At 37.8% G+C, this 17,567-nt stretch carries 18 protein-coding genes and 1 pseudogene; 7 read left to right on the forward strand and 12 right to left on the reverse strand.

The genetic code is table 11. From position 1 onward, the window contains the following. A pseudogene (locus tag KJS58_RS21090) lies at positions 1–158 on the forward strand (IS30 family transposase); the annotation flags it as partial. Positions 159–385: 227 nt separating this feature from the next. Here KJS58_RS21090 and KJS58_RS21095 read toward each other — a convergent pair. The 5 genes from KJS58_RS21095 to KJS58_RS21115 form a co-directional block, all read right to left on the reverse strand. After that, positions 386–958: a hypothetical protein gene (locus KJS58_RS21095; RefSeq protein ID WP_213535460.1), complete on the reverse strand. Its 573-nt coding sequence runs from the start codon at positions 956–958 to the stop codon at positions 386–388. 315 nt (positions 959–1,273) lie between these two features. Next, positions 1,274–2,359, reverse strand: a complete 1,086-nt coding sequence (locus tag KJS58_RS21100; protein ID WP_213535461.1) for a sensor histidine kinase — start codon at positions 2,357–2,359, stop codon at positions 1,274–1,276. After that, positions 2,352–3,035 carry a response regulator transcription factor gene (locus tag KJS58_RS21105; RefSeq protein ID WP_374705843.1) on the reverse strand — a complete coding sequence of 228 codons (684 nt, stop codon included), beginning with the start codon at positions 3,033–3,035 and terminating at the stop codon, positions 2,352–2,354. The genes KJS58_RS21100 and KJS58_RS21105 overlap by 8 nt, the downstream gene beginning before the upstream one ends. A 49-nt stretch (positions 3,036–3,084) precedes the next feature. Next, positions 3,085–3,642, reverse strand: coding sequence for a class I SAM-dependent methyltransferase (locus tag KJS58_RS21110; protein ID WP_213535463.1), 558 nt, complete (start codon positions 3,640–3,642; stop codon positions 3,085–3,087). A gap of 331 nt (positions 3,643–3,973) precedes the next feature. Continuing rightward, positions 3,974–4,825 (reverse strand): aldo/keto reductase, encoded by an 852-nt coding sequence (locus KJS58_RS21115; protein ID WP_213535464.1) that lies wholly within the window; start codon positions 4,823–4,825, stop codon positions 3,974–3,976. Between the two features lie 177 nt (positions 4,826–5,002). On the opposite strand from KJS58_RS21115, the gene KJS58_RS21120 reads away from it, so the two are divergent. Then, entirely contained in the window at positions 5,003–5,437 is a 435-nt protein-coding gene (locus KJS58_RS21120; RefSeq protein WP_213535518.1) for a MerR family transcriptional regulator, read from the forward strand. Positions 5,438–5,720: 283 nt separating this feature from the next. Here the strand turns inward: KJS58_RS21120 and KJS58_RS21125 are convergent, their stop codons facing one another. From KJS58_RS21125 to KJS58_RS21155, 7 genes are all read right to left on the reverse strand, one after another. Next, positions 5,721–6,602 (reverse strand): GNAT family N-acetyltransferase, encoded by an 882-nt coding sequence (locus KJS58_RS21125; RefSeq protein WP_213535465.1) that lies wholly within the window; start codon positions 6,600–6,602, stop codon positions 5,721–5,723. Positions 6,603–6,684: 82 nt separating this feature from the next. Beyond that, a complete protein-coding gene (locus KJS58_RS21130; protein ID WP_213535466.1) occupies positions 6,685–6,954 on the reverse strand; it encodes a GNAT family N-acetyltransferase in 270 nt (89 codons plus the stop codon). A 242-nt stretch (positions 6,955–7,196) separates the two neighbouring features. After that, on the reverse strand, positions 7,197–8,171 hold the full coding sequence (locus KJS58_RS21135; RefSeq protein WP_213535467.1) for a phosphotransferase enzyme family protein: 975 nt from the start codon (positions 8,169–8,171) through the stop codon (positions 7,197–7,199). A 44-nt stretch (positions 8,172–8,215) separates the two neighbouring features. Then, positions 8,216–8,914 carry an SAM-dependent methyltransferase gene (locus tag KJS58_RS21140; protein ID WP_213535468.1) on the reverse strand — a complete coding sequence of 233 codons (699 nt, stop codon included), beginning with the start codon at positions 8,912–8,914 and terminating at the stop codon, positions 8,216–8,218. A gap of 44 nt (positions 8,915–8,958) precedes the next feature. Beyond that, positions 8,959–9,594 (reverse strand): hypothetical protein, encoded by a 636-nt coding sequence (locus tag KJS58_RS21145; protein WP_213535469.1) that lies wholly within the window; start codon positions 9,592–9,594, stop codon positions 8,959–8,961. A gap of 119 nt (positions 9,595–9,713) precedes the next feature. Then, a complete protein-coding gene (locus KJS58_RS21150; RefSeq protein WP_213535470.1) occupies positions 9,714–10,175 on the reverse strand; it encodes a hypothetical protein in 462 nt (153 codons plus the stop codon). A 464-nt stretch (positions 10,176–10,639) separates the two neighbouring features. After that, positions 10,640–12,274: a sensor domain-containing diguanylate cyclase gene (locus tag KJS58_RS21155; protein ID WP_213535471.1), complete on the reverse strand. Its 1,635-nt coding sequence runs from the start codon at positions 12,272–12,274 to the stop codon at positions 10,640–10,642. Between the two features lie 192 nt (positions 12,275–12,466). On the opposite strand from KJS58_RS21155, the gene KJS58_RS21160 reads away from it, so the two are divergent. The 5 genes from KJS58_RS21160 to KJS58_RS21180 all read left to right on the forward strand — a co-directional run bounded on the left by KJS58_RS21160 (position 12,467) and on the right by KJS58_RS21180 (position 17,564). After that, positions 12,467–13,168, forward strand: coding sequence for a response regulator transcription factor (locus KJS58_RS21160; protein ID WP_160036979.1), 702 nt, complete (start codon positions 12,467–12,469; stop codon positions 13,166–13,168). Then, entirely contained in the window at positions 13,165–14,148 is a 984-nt protein-coding gene (locus KJS58_RS21165; RefSeq protein WP_249717747.1) for a sensor histidine kinase, read from the forward strand. Before KJS58_RS21160 ends, KJS58_RS21165 begins: the two co-directional genes overlap by 4 nt. Before the next feature lie 100 nt (positions 14,149–14,248). Beyond that, on the forward strand, positions 14,249–15,019 hold the full coding sequence (locus KJS58_RS21170) for an ABC transporter ATP-binding protein (RefSeq protein ID WP_213535473.1): 771 nt from the start codon (positions 14,249–14,251) through the stop codon (positions 15,017–15,019). Next, positions 14,994–16,931 carry an ABC transporter permease gene (locus KJS58_RS21175; RefSeq protein ID WP_213535474.1) on the forward strand — a complete coding sequence of 646 codons (1,938 nt, stop codon included), beginning with the start codon at positions 14,994–14,996 and terminating at the stop codon, positions 16,929–16,931. The genes KJS58_RS21170 and KJS58_RS21175 overlap by 26 nt, the downstream gene beginning before the upstream one ends. A 21-nt stretch (positions 16,932–16,952) precedes the next feature. Then, positions 16,953–17,564 carry a DedA family protein gene (locus tag KJS58_RS21180; RefSeq protein WP_213535475.1) on the forward strand — a complete coding sequence of 204 codons (612 nt, stop codon included), beginning with the start codon at positions 16,953–16,955 and terminating at the stop codon, positions 17,562–17,564. Positions 17,565–17,567 lie beyond the last annotated feature (3 nt).

Raw genomic sequence — 17,567 nt, forward strand, 5'->3', positions numbered from 1 at the left:
TGTTACGAGAGTTCTTTCCAAAAGGAAAAGACTTCGCAGAGGTATGTGATGAAGAATTGGAACATGCCCTCCATCTCATTAACAACAGACCAAGAAAATGTTTAGGATGGAAAACAGCCCACGAATCATTTGAGTATGAAGTGTCGCACTTGGATTGACAATCCGTCGCTTATATTCCTTTCTAGAAACATAACTGAATGACTCTAATTTATATTATCATATTTCCTTCACATGATTGAACTATCCTGCGGGTTAGTTCAAAGAAAAAGCAGCCGATCGTATTGATTGGCTGCTTTTTGTGTTATTCAACTAATTTTTCTACTTTAGTTCAACCAAACCTAAAAATGTAATTGTAGTAAGCAAAAGGTGGAACAGAACAATTGCTTCACCAGCGTCGCCTTCTTAAGAATATGACAAGTAAGATAAACAATGTTAGAGAAATTAAAAAAACTAAAACAATTAAGAATCGGTTATTGGTTTCCTTATTGAAATAAGATAATTCTAATGGATTTTCTTGATGGCTTGTTATCTTAGATGGTTCATATCCTGCTCCCAATATTTTAAGTTCTTCTTGGGCGGATTTAAGATTCTTAGTTCCCTCACAAAGACCTGTTTGAAGTCGATCTGGTTTACCATAGGCAAAAACGATAAATTCTTCATTCACTTCAAATCCCTCATATCCACAACTTTCCGAACTCAAAGCTGTGTAAACAGTCGTTTGAGAATCCAATTCTCCTTTCCAAACCTGCTTCACTTCGAACTGAGCTTTTACAGGATCTGCCGAAGACCAAATCTTATCAGGTTTTGTCAAACTTAATAATTTGCCCGTAAAAATTGCAGTTTTTCGATTCATCTGATCTTCTATGCTTGGAGGTTCAGCACAAGAGCATGCATGAACATTTACAGGTGCGACCACAAACCACGTACTGAACACGAACAAAAAAATGAGTGAGTTCATAGCTACTCTTTTTCACATTTTTATCACCTCACTGAAAAAAGCGGCAAATTTCTGATTAGCTTTTAGACGTTTTTAATGAAAGAATGGTTGCGTTATCCTGCTCGTTAACTTAATGAAAAAGCAGCCGAAAACATTGATCGGCTGCTACTTGTGTTATTCAATTAATGTTTCTACGTTAGTTGATTAGAAATTCAGATTACAGCATTGAGTTTGCTACCCTCTCGATTTCCTGATCATTAAGGGGCCTTCCTGTAAAATCAGTAATTATATACTGTATTCCAGAGTTGACAAAAGTTAAACTTTTATAATCTCTAGTTAAAAAGGCAAAGTAATAATAAATTTAAAAATACGATCTGCATAATTTAGTGTTAAAGTTCCACCATGCAATTCAACAATGTTTCTAGCAATGGAAAGACCAAGACCTGTTCCCGTCTGGTTTCCTTCGTTACTTCGAGAATGGTCGACTTTATAAAATCGATCGAAGAGTTTTAATTCTTGTTCTTTAGTTAAATTTCTTCCTTTATTTTCGATCGTAATCATTATTTTCTCATTAACTGTATTCATTAGAATACGAATTGTTCCAGGCTTTACAGAGTATTTAAGAGCATTCATCAACAAATTATCTATTGCTCTCGCCATTTTATCACTGTCGATGACAACCATTGCAGATGAGTTTCCAAGCTCTTTTATAATCTTGATCCCCTTTTCTTGTGCGATCGGTTCAAATTCAAAAAGTAATTGATCGAGCAGTTGAAATAAATCGATTTCCTTTAAGTCTAAATGGGTTTCAAATGATGTAAGACGTGTATACTCAAACAAGTCGTCAAGCATATTTTTCAAATGAATTGCTTTGTTATATGTGTTTTGAACAAATCTGGAGTATTCATCCTTATCTCGAAATGAGTCTGTTCTTAATAGATCAATATATCCAATAATACTCGTAAGTGGTGTGCGTAGGTCATGCGATAACCCAGTGATCATGTCCATCTTAGAATTTTCAATTTCGCGTTCCTTTTCAATCTGATGCTGCAATCTTTCTGTCATTTGATTGATGTTGAATGCGACTCGGCCAATTTCATCCTGTCGATTCACAGGAACACGATAATTTAAATCACCCTCAGAAATAATCTGGAGTCCTCGCTCCAGTTCGATTAAGTCTTTAACAATCCGCCGAGTTAAAATCAAGAAAACAATGATAAAAACGAAAAAATACGTAAGAGAACTGAGGTAAGGAAAGAAACCGAGAAACCAATTCCAATTCATCTCCTCGCTTATTTTCACAAAAAATAAAATGGGTATGTTATTTATAAACATAGCAATGACTGCACTTAATAAGATTCTGATTAATATGTTGAACTGAATTTTTTTCTTTCTTTTTGACTCTTTCGAATGATCAGTCAATTTTATAGCCCACTCCCCATACTGTTTTAATATAACGGGGCTCTCTCGGAGAATCCTCTATTTTTTCCCTCAAGTTTCGTATATGAACCATAACTGTATTATCCGATCTTCCGTATGGCTCTTTCCATACCGTTTCATAAATCTTATCAGAGCTAAATACCTGCCCAGGATGGCTTGCCAGCAATTCAAGTATTGAAAACTCAAGAGGAGTCAAAGCAATGTTGTTCCCGCTTAGAGTTACAGAATGTCTATTCTTATCAATAACAAGATCTTTTATTATAATAAGAGAATTATGATCTGCTCTCCCTGATAAGACTTGACGACGAAGTTGCGCTTTTACTCGTGCAATCAATTCTAAAGGATTAAACGGTTTTATCATATAATCATCTGCTCCGGTGGTAAGACCGGTAATTTTATCAATATCTTCTTCTTTGACGGATAACATAATAATCGGAATATTTGATATTTCTCTAATTTTCATACAAGCTTGAAAACCATCCATTCGCGGCATCATAACATCCAAGATGACCAAATGGACGGGGGTTGTTCTAACTACATTTAATGCATCTATACCATCTGAAGCTTCAATGACGTGATATCCTTCATTTCGTAAATATATATGAATAACATCTCGTATCTCTGGATCGTCATCAACGACAAGTACGGTGTTCATCATTTGTGTAGCTCCTCTCTAATGAAAGTCCGAGATTCTATGGTGTTAGTGTTTATTTTTTCCGGCAAGTATATACAAAAGCAGGAGGAAAATTAAAGGGTACAAAGTCAATTTTCTCAATCGTAAAAGATTCCTCCAATTGTCTTTTCATTTGAAGAGAATACTGGAAGGCTATAAAAATCCCCCCTGGTTTCAGCGCCTCAGTTATTTGATTCAACAGCTTATTTCGCATTTCACTTGTAAAATTAAAAAATGGTAAGCCGCTAAGAATGCAGTCAAACTGATCGATGTTATTTTCATTCATTCTTTTAATTAATTGATAAGCATTTGAATAGCATTTAAAATCTGGGTATTGAGCGGTTAGATTATTTCTCATTCTCTTATCCATTTCAAATAGTACAACTTTTGTTTGACCCGTTAACTGCTCCTGTATGAAATGCGTAATAGCTCCTGTACCTGACCCGAGTTCTGCAATGGCCTGGACTTCGCTCCACTTCAAAGGTTCAACCATTTTGGCAGCAAGAAAACGAGAGCTAGGCATTACACTTCCTACTCGTAGCGGATTCCTAAGAAACCCTCTTAAAAACAAGAACCATTCATTTGTGTTCATCTTACTTTCCCCTTATCAATGTATTATGACTGATTAAAATTTACGTATTCCTAAAGGATTTGAACAAATACTATCCTGTATAGTAGCGCTAAAATCTAAGGAATTTGCAGGGGAAATTCTTAAGAAGCTCTAAAGATTATAAGATTATAAAATAAAAAGCCGCCTGTTTGGCGACTTCTGATCCTGCGAATGACCCATAATTGGTCATAATTATCACATTAGTAGTAATTTAATATTCCTCTTCTAACTCTAAATATCTACGCACGGAATAAAACATCAGCGTTAATCTCATCAAATTTTGGTGCAAAATCATCTAACTGATCACAAAATATTAAATATTAAATTTAACATTACCGAGCCATTTTACAAATTCGGGATCTGTATGTGAAAAGAACACACTGTCTTTTGTATCTAACTCAGTAATCTTGTCCATATCCTCTTGATTTATTTCGAAGTCAAAGATATTAAAATTTTCGATGATTCTTTCTTTATGAACAGATTTAGGAATCGCCACGACTCCCCTTTGTGTCAACCAACGTAAAATCACTTGAGCAACGGTTTTATTATATTTCTCAGCTATCGCTACCAAGGTTTCGTTCTGGAATATGTTATTTTTCCCTTCAGCAAAAGGTCCCCAAGACTCGATTTGGACATTATTCTCTTTCATGAAGTTAGCACTTTCGATTTGCTGGCAGAAAGGATGTGTTTCGATTTGGTTTACTGCTGGAGCTACTTCATTATGATTCATCAAGTCTACTAGACGATCCATATGGAAGTTACTTACTCCGATAGCTCTTATCTTTCCTTCGCGATACAATTCCTCCATCGCACGCCAAGAACCATATACATCACCAAAAGGCTGATGGATTAAATACAAATCTAAATAGTCTACCTGTAACCGTTCCAAAGATTTTGCAAATGCTTTCTTGGCACTCTCATAACCAGAATCTTGAATCCAAAGTTTTGTTGTAATAAATATTTCTTCTCTTGGAACACCACTCCGCTTGATTGCTCTGCCTACTGCTTCTTCATTCATATAAGCTGCTGCTGTATCAATTAAGCGATAACCTGCCACAAGGGCATCGTAAACAGCCTGTTCACATTGGTTTGGATCTTCAATTTGATAAACACCAAATCCTAGTATTGGCATCTCTACGCCATTGTTCAAAATTACTTTCTTCATAAATGTTCCTCCTACCATTTTTTATTTAATCAAAGCTGCCTATTTTCATATTGCCCCATCAATTAATGAGCTTTACAATTTCAGCAACTTGAACTATGTTTAGCCTACCACCTTCGTGTAACCCGAAGGCAAGAGTTTTGAGGTATGTAAATCAAAAAAATTTGAGGAGTGGTTAAAATCTATACAGTGAAGGAAGTCTCAAAGCTGCTGGAATTGACAGAACATACCGTTCGCTACTATACGGATAAGGGATTAGTTCCTAGTGTCAAGCGTGACAAAAACAATAACCGACTTTTTGATGAAGAATCCATCAACTGGCTAATTGGCGTAAAACATTTAAAACAATGCGGTATGTCAGTGGAAGACATTAAATCCTATGTAGATCTGTGTTTGGAAGGCCATTCTACCATGCAAGAGCGCTATGAAATCATTATCAAACAAAAAGCCATTGCTCTAGCTCAGTTGGAGGAAGCTAAACGAAGAGCTAAATATATGGAAGAAAAAGCGAATCACTACCTTGATATTATCAACGGTGTGGTCCCAGATGACATGAATCCTAGAGATTGGGAGTCAATTAATGCGAATACCCCGTTAAAAAAAAGAACAAGTTGATTTTCTTTTAGAAAATCAACTTGTTCTAAAATTTCACTTCAAAATCCAATGTTATAAAAGGTGTTGCTCCAATATAGCCCTTATCTGGAATGATATCCACTAATATTTTTAACAAATACATAGTTTCTCTTGTTGATTCTTCTGTCAAAAATCAGTTTTAACAAATATTGTACTGAGTTCTTCTTCAACTATCCTACTCATTAACATAACGAACAGAAAGCAGCTGCCAACGGGCAAACTGCTTCCTCTTATTTTGAACTATCGTTTCTACGTTAGTTTAGCACTACGCATGAGCCAATTTAGGTATACAAAAAGCAGGTAGCTTTCCTAAATCAGAAAGCGATTTTATAAACAAGACATCCTCATGCTTGCCGAAGGGTTCTGTATATACTTTATCAATAATTTGGTCTGGGGTGAAGTGGAACCGAATCTGCCTTGTTTGTTCCGTTGTAATCCGTGAAACCAACGCTTCAATGTCTACCTCTTTGTCGCTAACAATATCATACAAATGCATCAAATCGCCTTCATGTTCAAAAACTATGATGGCATCGTCAGGGTGCGAATAATAAAGGCATTCTTGAAAAACGTTTAAAGCGTAAAATTGAAATAACCCTTCGGTGTTAGTAACACCAAAATGTTTTGAAATTGGTCTACGAGAACTAAGCTTCTGTTTAATTAAATTCCAATGCTCTTTCGTGGAAACATCCAGTTTATCCAGTGATATTAGATTAGCTTGGGGTTCATCAGGTGTATTTAAGTGAAATTGGTGTTCAGGGAAGGTAGCAAATCCAAACTTGGGATAAAACTCGAGTACGGTTCTGTTCGCAAATAAGAAAAACAAGTCGCATGTGTCTTCGTATGTATCCAATACATGCTCCATTAGTTGTTTTGACAATCCCTTACCCCGATGCTCAGGATGAGTCATTACAGTTCCGATCTGAAGAGCCCGTGTGCATTCACCATTAATGACCAAGTTCATTTTGCTTACTGAAACATTCGCAATTACCTCATCATCGGCAACAAATGAATGGCAAATATAACGGTCGTCCCAGGCTCCTTTTTGGTACCATGCTTCGAACTCAATACCAAATACTAGCTTGGAAAGTCGATTGAAGCTTCCTCGGTACCCATCATGGTTTCTGTAGTCATTACTATGTATTATCATCGAAAAGTGTTGTCCTTTCTAAGTAGAATAAACTTCAATTTATGTCTGCCAACGCAAGTTCCTTATTGTTATTAATTAATATTCAAAGGATATACTCCGCAAGGATATCCCCATCTTCGTCTCTCTCACCATTTTCTATAAAACCAAGTGACGTATAAAGTTTCTTTGCTATCTTGTTTTCCTCTCCATAGACAATTACTATTTTCGAAGCATCCCCATGCGGGAAAGTCTTAATCAATTCAATTGCCCTTACTATTGCTTCTTTACCATATCCATTTTGTTGATATTCTTCCACCCTAAGACTGATACATTCATTGAAGTTATCAAATGTAATTTTTCTTAACTCTATCATTATTTTTCCTCCTAATATAGATATTAGGGAATTGTTATGTATAACGACGAAGTTTATATAATTCCATATGTAAGTATTCAAGAAATCATTAAGCTATCCTGCCCGCTAGTCTAACAAAGGCAGCAGATCACGAGGATCAGCTGCCTTCTAATTTTAATTAAGCTATCGTGTCCGGTTTTATAATCGCATCCATCATTCTCCTATCAGACTTTTTATAACTAAAACCATAGAAGAAGTATTTACTAGTTTATATCGTTCTCTTCACACCATTCTTTCAAGAATTTTAAATTACCACTAATGTGGTCACCGTAATTGTTTGCTCCCCAAACTTCTGAATTCCCTGTATGAAGTCCCATTAACCATATTTCCCTAATTGCTACGAAGGTCGAAATCGATGCTAGGTCGACATCCGATAACGGTTTGATTTTAAGATACGATTCCAAAAAAATGCTCCATGATTCGTTCTTAAAGCGTTCTTTCGTACGCCCTCGTACTCTTGACCAAAGAAAAACGGAAAGATCGTATGCCCTCCATCCATAACCCCCGCAGTCAAAATCAAAATGAGTTAAAGTATCATTATAAAAATGTACATTCCACCCATGAAGATCCCCGTGACATACTCCCCACTCTAAACCATGTGAAATATTTTCTACCCGTTTTTGTAAAAGCAATGCCAATGATTCCAGATACGCTATGTCTTCGGCTCTGTCTGAAAAAACGGACTTTATTGAATGAATGGGATTGGTCAGCAAATGATCTAAATCAATAGAAAATCGATTATGATTACACTCAAAAGTATCCATTGCCAAATGCATCTTAGCTACTTGTTCTCCATATAACAACGCGCTTTCCTTATTATCCAAGAAATCACCTTCCGCATATGTAAAGAGAACAGCGAAACGTTGTCCCTCAGGCGCCTCAATCTCAGTAATAAAATTACCGTCCTTCTTTGGTAACGAATAAGATACGGGAATTCCTTTTGATATCAAGTATCCTAATAGTTCAATTTCAAAATCAATATCGCTCTTATTTCGCCAATTCGTCTTGTAAATACGTAATATATATTTGCTTTCGTGGGTGGTTATTAAATACGTATCATTTAATCCATTACAAAGAAATCTACACTCTACTATATTTCCAAGGTTATAAAGTTCATTAATCATCGAATGTAAGTCAGAAGAAGAAATAACGGAATAGTTAACAGCCGGTTTGTACATATCATTCCTTCTTTCTTAATTATTTTACGTATTCAAAATGACCTTTAAACCTTCCTAATTACTAACATACTACTCGCGCCCTTCTGAAATTTATATGGCACCTTGATTTCTTTTGTAACATAACCTTGGCTTTGTATGACTTCCACTAGCTTTTCTAAATGTTCGTATCTATTGCTAGATAGGTCAATTAAGGGGAATATACGTACTTCCTCACTAGTAACACGCAATAACTCCTGTATGGATTGCAAATGGAATTCATAATCAAACCGATCGGCGTACATGAACAAGAAATGTGCGGAGAGAGTTAATTCAAATTCATTATCTTTGAATGGCAATACAGGTAAATTAGCAGGAATATAACGATTAGGGGATTCTTTCATATCACTTGAACAATCAGTTAATGCCTGTATTCTATGTTTTTTCAATCCTTCTACTGACTTAAAATAATCCCATACATAATTACGCTGTGCCTTTTCCATGTTTAACATCGCATGCTCGATATCATCGAATCCTTTTTGGGCAAGTTGTTCAAAAGGATGATAATAAGCAATATCTGTTGCCGTAACTTCTGCACCTGTTGTATTTGCCATTGCAGTAAAAGAACAAGCACCTGCAGGACAGTCAAGAATCTTTCGTCCACGTAATTCCTCTTTAGATAGGTTGAACATTAACATATACTCCTCAAATGTTCTTCCAATAAAAACAACACGACTTAAATCCAATTTAACCTCTGCTCTACTCATCTCACCTTTCTCAACTGTTTATTGTCTTTCCACTTTTTCCATTGCTATTGCGGTATTTTATCCACAGTCTCTAATGTCATATACAAAATGTGCATGATATGATTCTCCCGAATCGCCTGCTTAAGCTGCCCAGCATCAGATAAATCATGGTAAATGATCCGCCCATTTGTATTCATTATATAAGCTCCTAAGATTCGTTTTTCCCCTTCCATCAGCGGAACATCCTCATCTTCTGGCAATGCCTCTGCCCACGAAGTTGAGAGTCCCTGACCATCCTCCAATTTTGCTTTAGGTAGTTCATACATATTTGTACTTGTTCCATCTACATTAAGTTGAGCAAGTATCATTTCTCCATGATTCATTAATACCAGCCCAAGATCATACTTGTCATCTTCTCTTTCAATAAAATTACCCGTAGATAATTCTTGAGTCTCTTCTTGTAGCTCTCCACCAATATAGGTATCAATTCCAAAATGAACCCATTTCTCTGCTCCATTCGGGATGAATGCTCTATAAAAATGCGCCTCTCCAAGATGCAGATCCTTAAACGTTTTTTCATATGCAGGCTGTACTCTATTAGCGATTGTAGCCTGTGTGGACTGTTCTTCCCTCGCACATCCCGTAAAAACAATAGAAACTGCAACCGTTACTATGGCGATCCATGCAGAACGTTTACGCATTCCATCACTTCCTCTCTATAGTAGGAACGCAATTGCACAAAAAAGGTTATACGAATAACGTTTTTGTAAACAAAAAGCCTGATGTAATGCTCTATTACTCAAACAATTTCTTCCACTATCTATTGTGCTAACTTCACAGCCATGAATTTTTTTGCGCAAAGTTCAAGCCCATAACAAAAAGAACGATTTTGTGAAATATAAAATGAGGATAGGTCATAACGATGTTTGAGACCTTCATAAGTAACTAACAAACGATATCCCATCCGCTGCATTGCATACTCCACAAATTGATCCGTATTCGGACCTTCCATTAAAGTAACATACGCATATAAAGAATGGTCCTCTGGTTCATCCAAAATACTCACGCCCGCACATGAATACTCTGTTTTGAAATGAAGCTCTTTTAGAGCCATGAGAGCGGGATAGATGGAAGCATCGACTTCTATATCATCAAAAAACAGTAGTTTTTTTTGCCAAATCTGAGGTTTAGGACGTTCAATCCAAGCGGCAAGTTCCCTCTTACGTCTCTTCCACTGCTCCGCAGATTGATTACTCCATAATTGTTCTATATCCTGCTTCAATCTGCTTTTCTCTCCCTTTTGTTCGTTATATTCTCATCTCATTCTACTACAGCTATGATGAAGTGAATACCACACAAACATGATTTATGGCAAAAATTAGAGAAAATAAAAAAGAGGCTCTTCAGCCTCCCGCAATCTCCACATTTCACTTATTATAAATTTCAAAATCCATGTAAAGGTAAGTTAATCATTAGATCTGTGCTGAGCTCTTCCCTTAAGAGATCAGCACTCTAGGTGTATGATATCATCCTGCTAGTTAAACTTTTTTCGAGCTCTGAGAGATCTGCTCCCTCTATAACATCTAATTACTTTTCGTATAAATCTATTCGTAGTACTTAAGTTATTCTTCTTTTACTTTCTAAGTTAATGATTTGTAAATTATTATAAATTAGGTGACAAATTCTTACTGTGACCTTTTTCACATTCATATATCATGAAGTCCTCACGTTTTATTAGAATTCATCCTATTGACTATGATCTTCGTTAATATAAAATCTGTTTTTACCCAGCCTTTTTGCGATATATAGTCCAGCATCTGCACATTTATAAAGATCATCATAACTATTTATACTCTGATCTACATAGGCAACTCCGATACTCGTTGAAAACCCATAACGATCATAATAGCTGCTTAATTCCTGCCTGATCGTAACTAATAGAGCCTCAAGTTTATCTGATAAAATATCTGCAGCGATATTCGAATGAATAAAAACAACAAATTCATCTCCGCCCATTCTCGCGACAATGTCGTTTTTTCTAAAATATGCTTTCAAACAACCTGCAAATTTCTTTAATACGATATCTCCTTCCGGATGTCCTAGCTGATCATTCACCAGTTTAAAGTTATCCAGATCAAAAATAAGCATCGTTCCTTGTCCTGGTTCATTTTCTAATGATGTTTTCACTTTCTTTTCTAATCCTGCCCTGTTGCTAAGCAGAGTTAAAGGATCCATTTCAGCACCTTCTTGTGCAGCATGAAGTTCTTGCTCTATTTTCATTTTCATTTTCATATCCTCGGTTTTATCCATGATCATCCCGTAAAACTCATTTTCCTTATGAAAGGATATAATTCTGATATATCGATCATTTTCTAGCTTTAAAATGTCTTCTTCTGACTCAGATATCAATGAAGTAAGATATTTTTCAAACCCTTTAGGTGTCTTTGTTATCTCTTCCCACTCTTTATCATCCATCCCTAAGATAGAAGGTGTATTATCAGAAAAGAAATTCTGGTTTATGGAATATAGACACTCAAATACGGCCATATGACCGTCAATCGAAGAAATCATTCTCGACATTCTTTCTTTTTTCGTTTTGTAACTATCTTTCAAGTCATTTAGTACCGCTGTTATATGCCGAAACTCTGTATTGTATTTTGTTTCAAATGTAATATCCGTATTTCCAGCCATTAACTCTTTAATACTCGATTCAATGGATGAAATATCTTGTAAGACATATCGTCTAAGATAATACCTCACAATCATAATGACACTGATAAGGACAGCCAACATACCTGCCAAAAAGTAAGTAATTTGTATCCGCATCGTCCTGAATACCGGGGCTGCCTCCACATAAGCGCCAAGGGTCAAATTATCTGTATTTTTCGTTTTAAGAAACTTCTTCGTTCCGTTGATTTTAATGAGTTTTCCGTTGTTACTGTTTCTCAGGATCGATACATATTCTTCTGTAGATTCCACATCATCTATATTTATTTCTTGCTCATTATTTTGACTTATATCCATGATCTTGCCTGTATTCCCATCGATAACAAATACGGTTTGCTCATATAAAGTCGGTATATTCTTTATCTGGCTTTTCTTATATGACACTTCGATTTGTTGAATCGTCTCATCCAGTTCCTGAAATGTGGTCTTACTTTCTGTGAAAAATATAATTCCCGCAAACAATATGAATATGAACATAGATAAAACCACAAAAGTGAATCCTAATTTTTTAAGTATGATTTTCTCCATATTCACCTCGCATACACCAGAAATAAACCATGAATCGTTGTTCTCCCTAAGATTGCCAATGCTATTTGATATTATGCCGCTCAGGACATCTGCCCGATTACCAATGACCCTTGGTTGATTCAGCATAGGCCAGTGACGATAATGTAATATATCAATATTAATAATAGTGTATAAATAACAACTATTACACTGCCACATATTAGCAATCATGTTATCCGCGGGCACAGCGAGTATATTCAAGATTCACCTATATTTTTTCTTCATTCCACAAAATTTGATACAATCAAGTAGATTACATTGCTCTGAAGGAGAATAAGCATGTTTAAAATATTCATCGTGGAGGATGACAGAACGTTAGTCACCTTGCTTGAGAAACGATTACATAAATTTGGTTTTGATACTTTTGCCGTCTCCCGCTTTGATACCGTTATGGAAGATTTTGAAGCTTTTCAGCCCCATCTTGTCCTGCTGGATGTGAATCTCCCTCGTTATGATGGATACTACTGGTGCAGACAAATTCGGAATCGCTCCACTTGCCCGATTGTATTTATATCCGCGAGAGAAAGTAAAATGGACCAAGTTATGGCTCTTGAAAATGGGGCGGATGACTATCTAACCAAACCTTTTGACTATGATATTGTCATTGCCAAGGTAAACAGCCACCTTCGCCGGGCATTCGGCTCGTATTCATCCCGTGAACAAGATCGGTCAATAACAGTGGCTGGTCTTACGCTGAATATGGAACGACTCGCTTTATTTTATCAAGAGGAGCGGCTCGATCTTAGTCATACGGAGGCAAAGATTATGGACGAATTCATGAAAAAACCGGGCCAAGTGGTATCCAGGGACCGGTTGCTTGAAAAGATTTGGGATGAACATACCTTTGTTGATGATAATACGCTCAATGTCTACATTACCCGCGTTCGAAAGAAGCTGAGTTCTTTAGGGCTGACGGATGCCGTAGAGACGATTCGCGGCTTGGGCTATAGACTGCGTTCAGAACTGGAAGAGAAGATATGAAAAAAGGGATCTTGCTGTTTTTAAGAGAACAAGTGCCATTACTATTTATTTATATGCTCCAGCTTGCGCTCATTTCTTTCGTCTACTGGCTTGGCGGGATGCGTGATTCTTCCCTTTCCCTTTATGCGATCCTGCTTAGTACAAGTCTACTGATCACTTATTTGATCTATCGTTACTATACGCATCGGCATTTTTACGAACGACTTGCAAGACCTAAGGCAGTCCCTGATGAATTAACCTATAGGTCTGAACATGCACCGCTGGCTGAAAGCCTTCATAAGCTGTTACTTCACCAAGAACGAAAACAAAAAACGGAGCTGTTAAGCGTAAAGGAACAGCTGGACCAGCATATCTATTTCATCAATCAATGGGTTCATCAGATGAAGACCCCTCTATCTGTGATGCATCTATTAAATCAAGAACGAGATGATGAGTTGTCACATGGCATGGAGGATGAGTTAGATCGGATGCGAAAAGGTCTTGATATGGTGCTGTATGCGGCAAGGCTGGATTCTTTTGAACATGATCTGCATATTGAAACGATATCTCTACGGTCTATCGTAAGAACCATTACCTCCGATCAGAAGAGACTCTTCATACGAAATCATGTATTTCCTGTGATTCAAATACCGAGTGACTTCAAGATTGTATCTGATGAAAAATGGCTGACATTTATCATCACTCAGCTGCTTACGAATAGTGTGAAATACAGCCGCCGAACGAATGGAAAAGTATACTTTGATAGTTATGAGCGTGACCAGCACACCATTCTTGAGGTGAAAGACCAAGGGATTGGCATTCCAAAACACGATATAGAGCGAGTTTTTGATCCTTTTTTTACGGGGGAGAACGGACGAACCGTACCTGAATCGACGGGCATGGGTCTCTATCTTGTAAAAGAGGTCTGTGAGAAACTGGGTCACAAAATTGAGATTGAATCCGTACAAGGCGAAGGCACTTGTATCCGTCTAATTTTCTAGTCTTACAAATCTGTAAGTTAACTGTAAGAATGCAGGCTGGTAAGTTCATAGCAGAACTTATTATAATAAATACGGTCAGGAGAAGGGTGGCAAAAGTGAAGTGTCGCTTCTTGAAGTAAGAAATGTATCCAAAATATATGAAGGTTCCATCGAGAATAAAGTGCTCGACAACATTCGATTCCAGGTAAAAGACGGTGATTTCGTAGGCATTATGGGGCCATCGGGGAGTGGAAAAACAACATTACTGAATGCCATTGCTACGATCGACCCTCCTTCTTCCGGAGACATTAAGATTAGAGGTAACAATCCGTATCTGATGAATGCAAAAGAAATGGCGCTTTTCCGCAGGCGTGAACTCGGCTTTGTTTTTCAAGATTTCAACCTGCTGGACTCCCTTACCGTGGAAGAGAATGTCGTCTTGCCATTAACCCTTGATAACATTCCGCTCTCTACAATGAATTCTCGGCTAGAGGAGGTTATTCAGACCCTGGGAATTGAGCCCATCCGTCACCGCATGATTCATGAAATTTCAGGTGGACAAAGACAGCGTACCGCGATTGCGAGAGCGATGATTCATAACCCGTCCATTGTCCTGGCTGACGAGCCGACCGGGAACCTCGATTCCAAGTCGTCTAAAGATGTCATGATGATGCTGCAGCAAATGAATGAACAAGAGCATGCCACGATTCTAATGGTTACCCATGATGTAATGGCTGCCAGCTATTGTCAGCGAGTGATTTTCATCAAGGACGGAAAGTTATACAATGAAATATACCGAGGCGAAAACAGACAAGCTTTCTTCCAAAAAATCGTGGATATGTTAGCTTTACTAGGTGGAGATCGATATGACCTTACGACAGCTCGCCTTTAAGAATGTGGTTCGTAATAAACGAACCTATGCTGCTTATTTTTTAAGCAGTGCTTTCTCAGTAATGGTATTTTTTATTAATGCATTGCTGATTTACCATCCTGATATCAGGCGCGGATTAAGTTCAGAACTTGCCGTACAGGCTTTCGTTTTGGCAGAATGTATGGTGTTTCTGTTTTCCTTCTTGTTTGTACTGTATTCTGTACGCTCTTTTTTAACTTCTCGCAAAAAAGAGTTCGGAATCCTGTTAATGCATGGGATGACCCTTGCTCAGCTCGGAAAAGTCATATTCCTCGAAAATATGATCATCGGTTTGTCTGCAACCATGGCGGGTACAGCAGCTGGGGCACTGTTTGCCAAATTGTTTTTTCTCGCCAGTGCCAGGGCACTTGAGATTAGCTCTCTTCCGTTCTATTTATCATGGCAACCACTCATGCTGACCCTTTTTGCTTTTGTGTTCTTATTTCTGCTGATTTCTGCTTATACTTCGAGAATCGTACGTATAGCGAAACTCATTGATCTTTTTCAAGCAGCGGCTAAAAATAAAACAAAACCGGAAGGTTCACGGGGGCTTGCTTTACTAAGCTTGATTTTACTCGGTACAGGATATACACTAGCAGCCGGGTCGGATACGAACAGCATATATAACCGGGTAATTCCGGTAGTGATGATTACGATGGTTGGAACGTATCTGTTCTACTCTCATTTTAGTGTGATCATTCTTCAATGGATAAAAAGAAACCAAAAGCTTTCTCTCAGACGAACCCATTTAATCATGTTCTCTGGGCTTTCCTTGCGGATGAAAGAACACGCAAAACTATTCTTTATGGTGACGATGGTTTCAACGATCTCTTTTTGTTCGCTGGGTGTATTTGCTTCTATTAATGTGGTAACTGAGCTTTTTCTGGAGGATTATCCTGCTGCTGTCGGCTATGTATCCAAAGAAGGTAATTCATCAGAAGACGCCCATTTATCACGTATTACATCAGAGCTCAAAGACCGTAATATCCCCTACAAAAAGGATCGAATTCCGATAAAATACGCGGCGATTCATCCGGATGAGGACAACCAGGTATTCTCTTTCGAACTGCCCCTGATCTCTTTTTCAGATTATAAACAGGTAGTTCAGCTCGCCGGGTATGAATGGTCAGAGGAGTCTCCGGGCTATAATGAAGCTTACGTTCTCATCAGTTCACAGAATGACAAGAGCAAAATCAGACTGAAAGAGCGCAAAGAGTATACTCTGCTTGAGCCTGAAGTAACGATTCGAGAAACAGGCTACACCAAGCACGTGATTATCCCTGATAATCTGCTCGCAGACTTCGATGATAGCTTTGAAGCGCTCGTTATTCACGATGAGTTATTCGCGCAGATTGTCAACCCTGTTCGAGTCGATGTGTACACCGGTTTTTATGTAGAGCATTTTGAGCAGACCGCTTTTTTAGCAGATGTGCTTGTTGATCATGGACGAACACGTTATGACGCAGGAGAAACCTATGCGATGTCGGTCAGCGGTACGCTGTTTATTCTCAGAGAAAGTATGTATCGTATTCTTCTATTTATCGCGATGCTGCTTGCCGCTATTTTCTTCATTGCTGCAGGAAGTTTCTTATACTTCCGGCTCTATGCTGATCTGGATTATGATCGAAGACAGTATTTAACATTGATGAAAATGGGCCTCACTCCCAGAGAATTTCGAAACTGTGTAACCGGCCAGCTTGCATTTTTGTTTTTTGTGCCTACCGTGGTGGCAGTCATCCACAGCATTTTTGCATTTATTGCACTGCAAAGCTTGTTCTACTTATCCATAGCATCTAAAATGGGAGTTGTGCTTTTGTGTTTTGTACTTGCCCAGGTGCTGTATTTCTTTTTTATTCGTTTTCATTACTTACGAAATTTAAAAAAATCACTTTAACAAGATTTTAGGAGGTAGACCTTGGAGAACTGGATTACTAGTTTTATGGAGCAGTTTGGTTACATTGGTATTGCTCTCATTATTGCACTTGAGAACGTCTTTCCGCCGATTCCATCAGAGATCGTACTCCCCTTTGGCGGATTTATGACCACCTACACGTCCCTCACCGTATTTTGGGTTATCGTTGCTGCTACGATTGGTTCTGTCGTTGGTGCAGTTATTCTTTACGGTGTAGGTCTCTTACTTGATGTGGAGCGCTTGGAGAAGATCGTAGATCGTTGGGGACATATTCTGCGTATCAAGAAAGAAGATATCCGCAAAGCAGATGCCTGGTTTGATAAATACGGATATTGGACCGTGCTCTTTTGTCGTATGATCCCGCTGGTACGAAGTCTGATCTCTATTCCAGCTGGTATGTCCAATATGAAATTCGGATTATTCCTGGTGTATACCACAATCGGTACCTTAATCTGGAATACAATTCTGGTTCTGGTCGGAGCTACCCTCGGCAGCAACTGGCATGAAATCACTGATTTCATCGGTGTATACTCTAATTTCGCTTATGCGATTATCGCAATAGCAGGTATTGCCTTCCTGATCTGGTTTTTCAGACGCAACAAAAAAGCTAAATAATAG

The sequence above is a fragment of the Paenibacillus sp. J45TS6 genome (assembly GCF_018403285.1).
Classification (GTDB): domain Bacteria; phylum Bacillota; class Bacilli; order Paenibacillales; family Paenibacillaceae; genus Paenibacillus.

Excerpts from the sequence above, each read along its gene's own strand:
- KJS58_RS21095 (WP_213535460.1), bottom strand. The coding sequence starts at position 958 with ATGAACTCACTCATTTTTTTGTTCGTGTTCAGTACGTGGTTTGTGGTC.
- KJS58_RS21105 (WP_374705843.1), bottom strand. The coding sequence starts at position 3,035 with ATGATGAACACCGTACTTGTCGTTGATGACGATCCAGAGATACGAGAT.
- KJS58_RS21110 (WP_213535463.1), bottom strand. The coding sequence starts at position 3,642 with ATGAACACAAATGAATGGTTCTTGTTTTTAAGAGGGTTTCTTAGGAAT.
- KJS58_RS21115 (WP_213535464.1), bottom strand. The coding sequence starts at position 4,825 with ATGAAGAAAGTAATTTTGAACAATGGCGTAGAGATGCCAATACTAGGA.
- KJS58_RS21125 (WP_213535465.1), bottom strand. The coding sequence starts at position 6,602 with ATGATAATACATAGTAATGACTACAGAAACCATGATGGGTACCGAGGA.
- KJS58_RS21130 (WP_213535466.1), bottom strand. The coding sequence starts at position 6,954 with ATGATAGAGTTAAGAAAAATTACATTTGATAACTTCAATGAATGTATC.
- KJS58_RS21135 (WP_213535467.1), bottom strand. The coding sequence starts at position 8,171 with ATGTACAAACCGGCTGTTAACTATTCCGTTATTTCTTCTTCTGACTTA.
- KJS58_RS21140 (WP_213535468.1), bottom strand. The coding sequence starts at position 8,914 with ATGAGTAGAGCAGAGGTTAAATTGGATTTAAGTCGTGTTGTTTTTATT.
- KJS58_RS21145 (WP_213535469.1), bottom strand. The coding sequence starts at position 9,594 with ATGCGTAAACGTTCTGCATGGATCGCCATAGTAACGGTTGCAGTTTCT.
- KJS58_RS21155 (WP_213535471.1), bottom strand. The coding sequence starts at position 12,274 with ATGCTGAATCAACCAAGGGTCATTGGTAATCGGGCAGATGTCCTGAGC.
- KJS58_RS21160 (WP_160036979.1), top strand. The coding sequence starts at position 12,467 with ATGTTTAAAATATTCATCGTGGAGGATGACAGAACGTTAGTCACCTTG.
- KJS58_RS21165 (WP_249717747.1), top strand. The coding sequence starts at position 13,165 with ATGAAAAAAGGGATCTTGCTGTTTTTAAGAGAACAAGTGCCATTACTA.
- KJS58_RS21175 (WP_213535474.1), top strand. The coding sequence starts at position 14,994 with ATGACCTTACGACAGCTCGCCTTTAAGAATGTGGTTCGTAATAAACGA.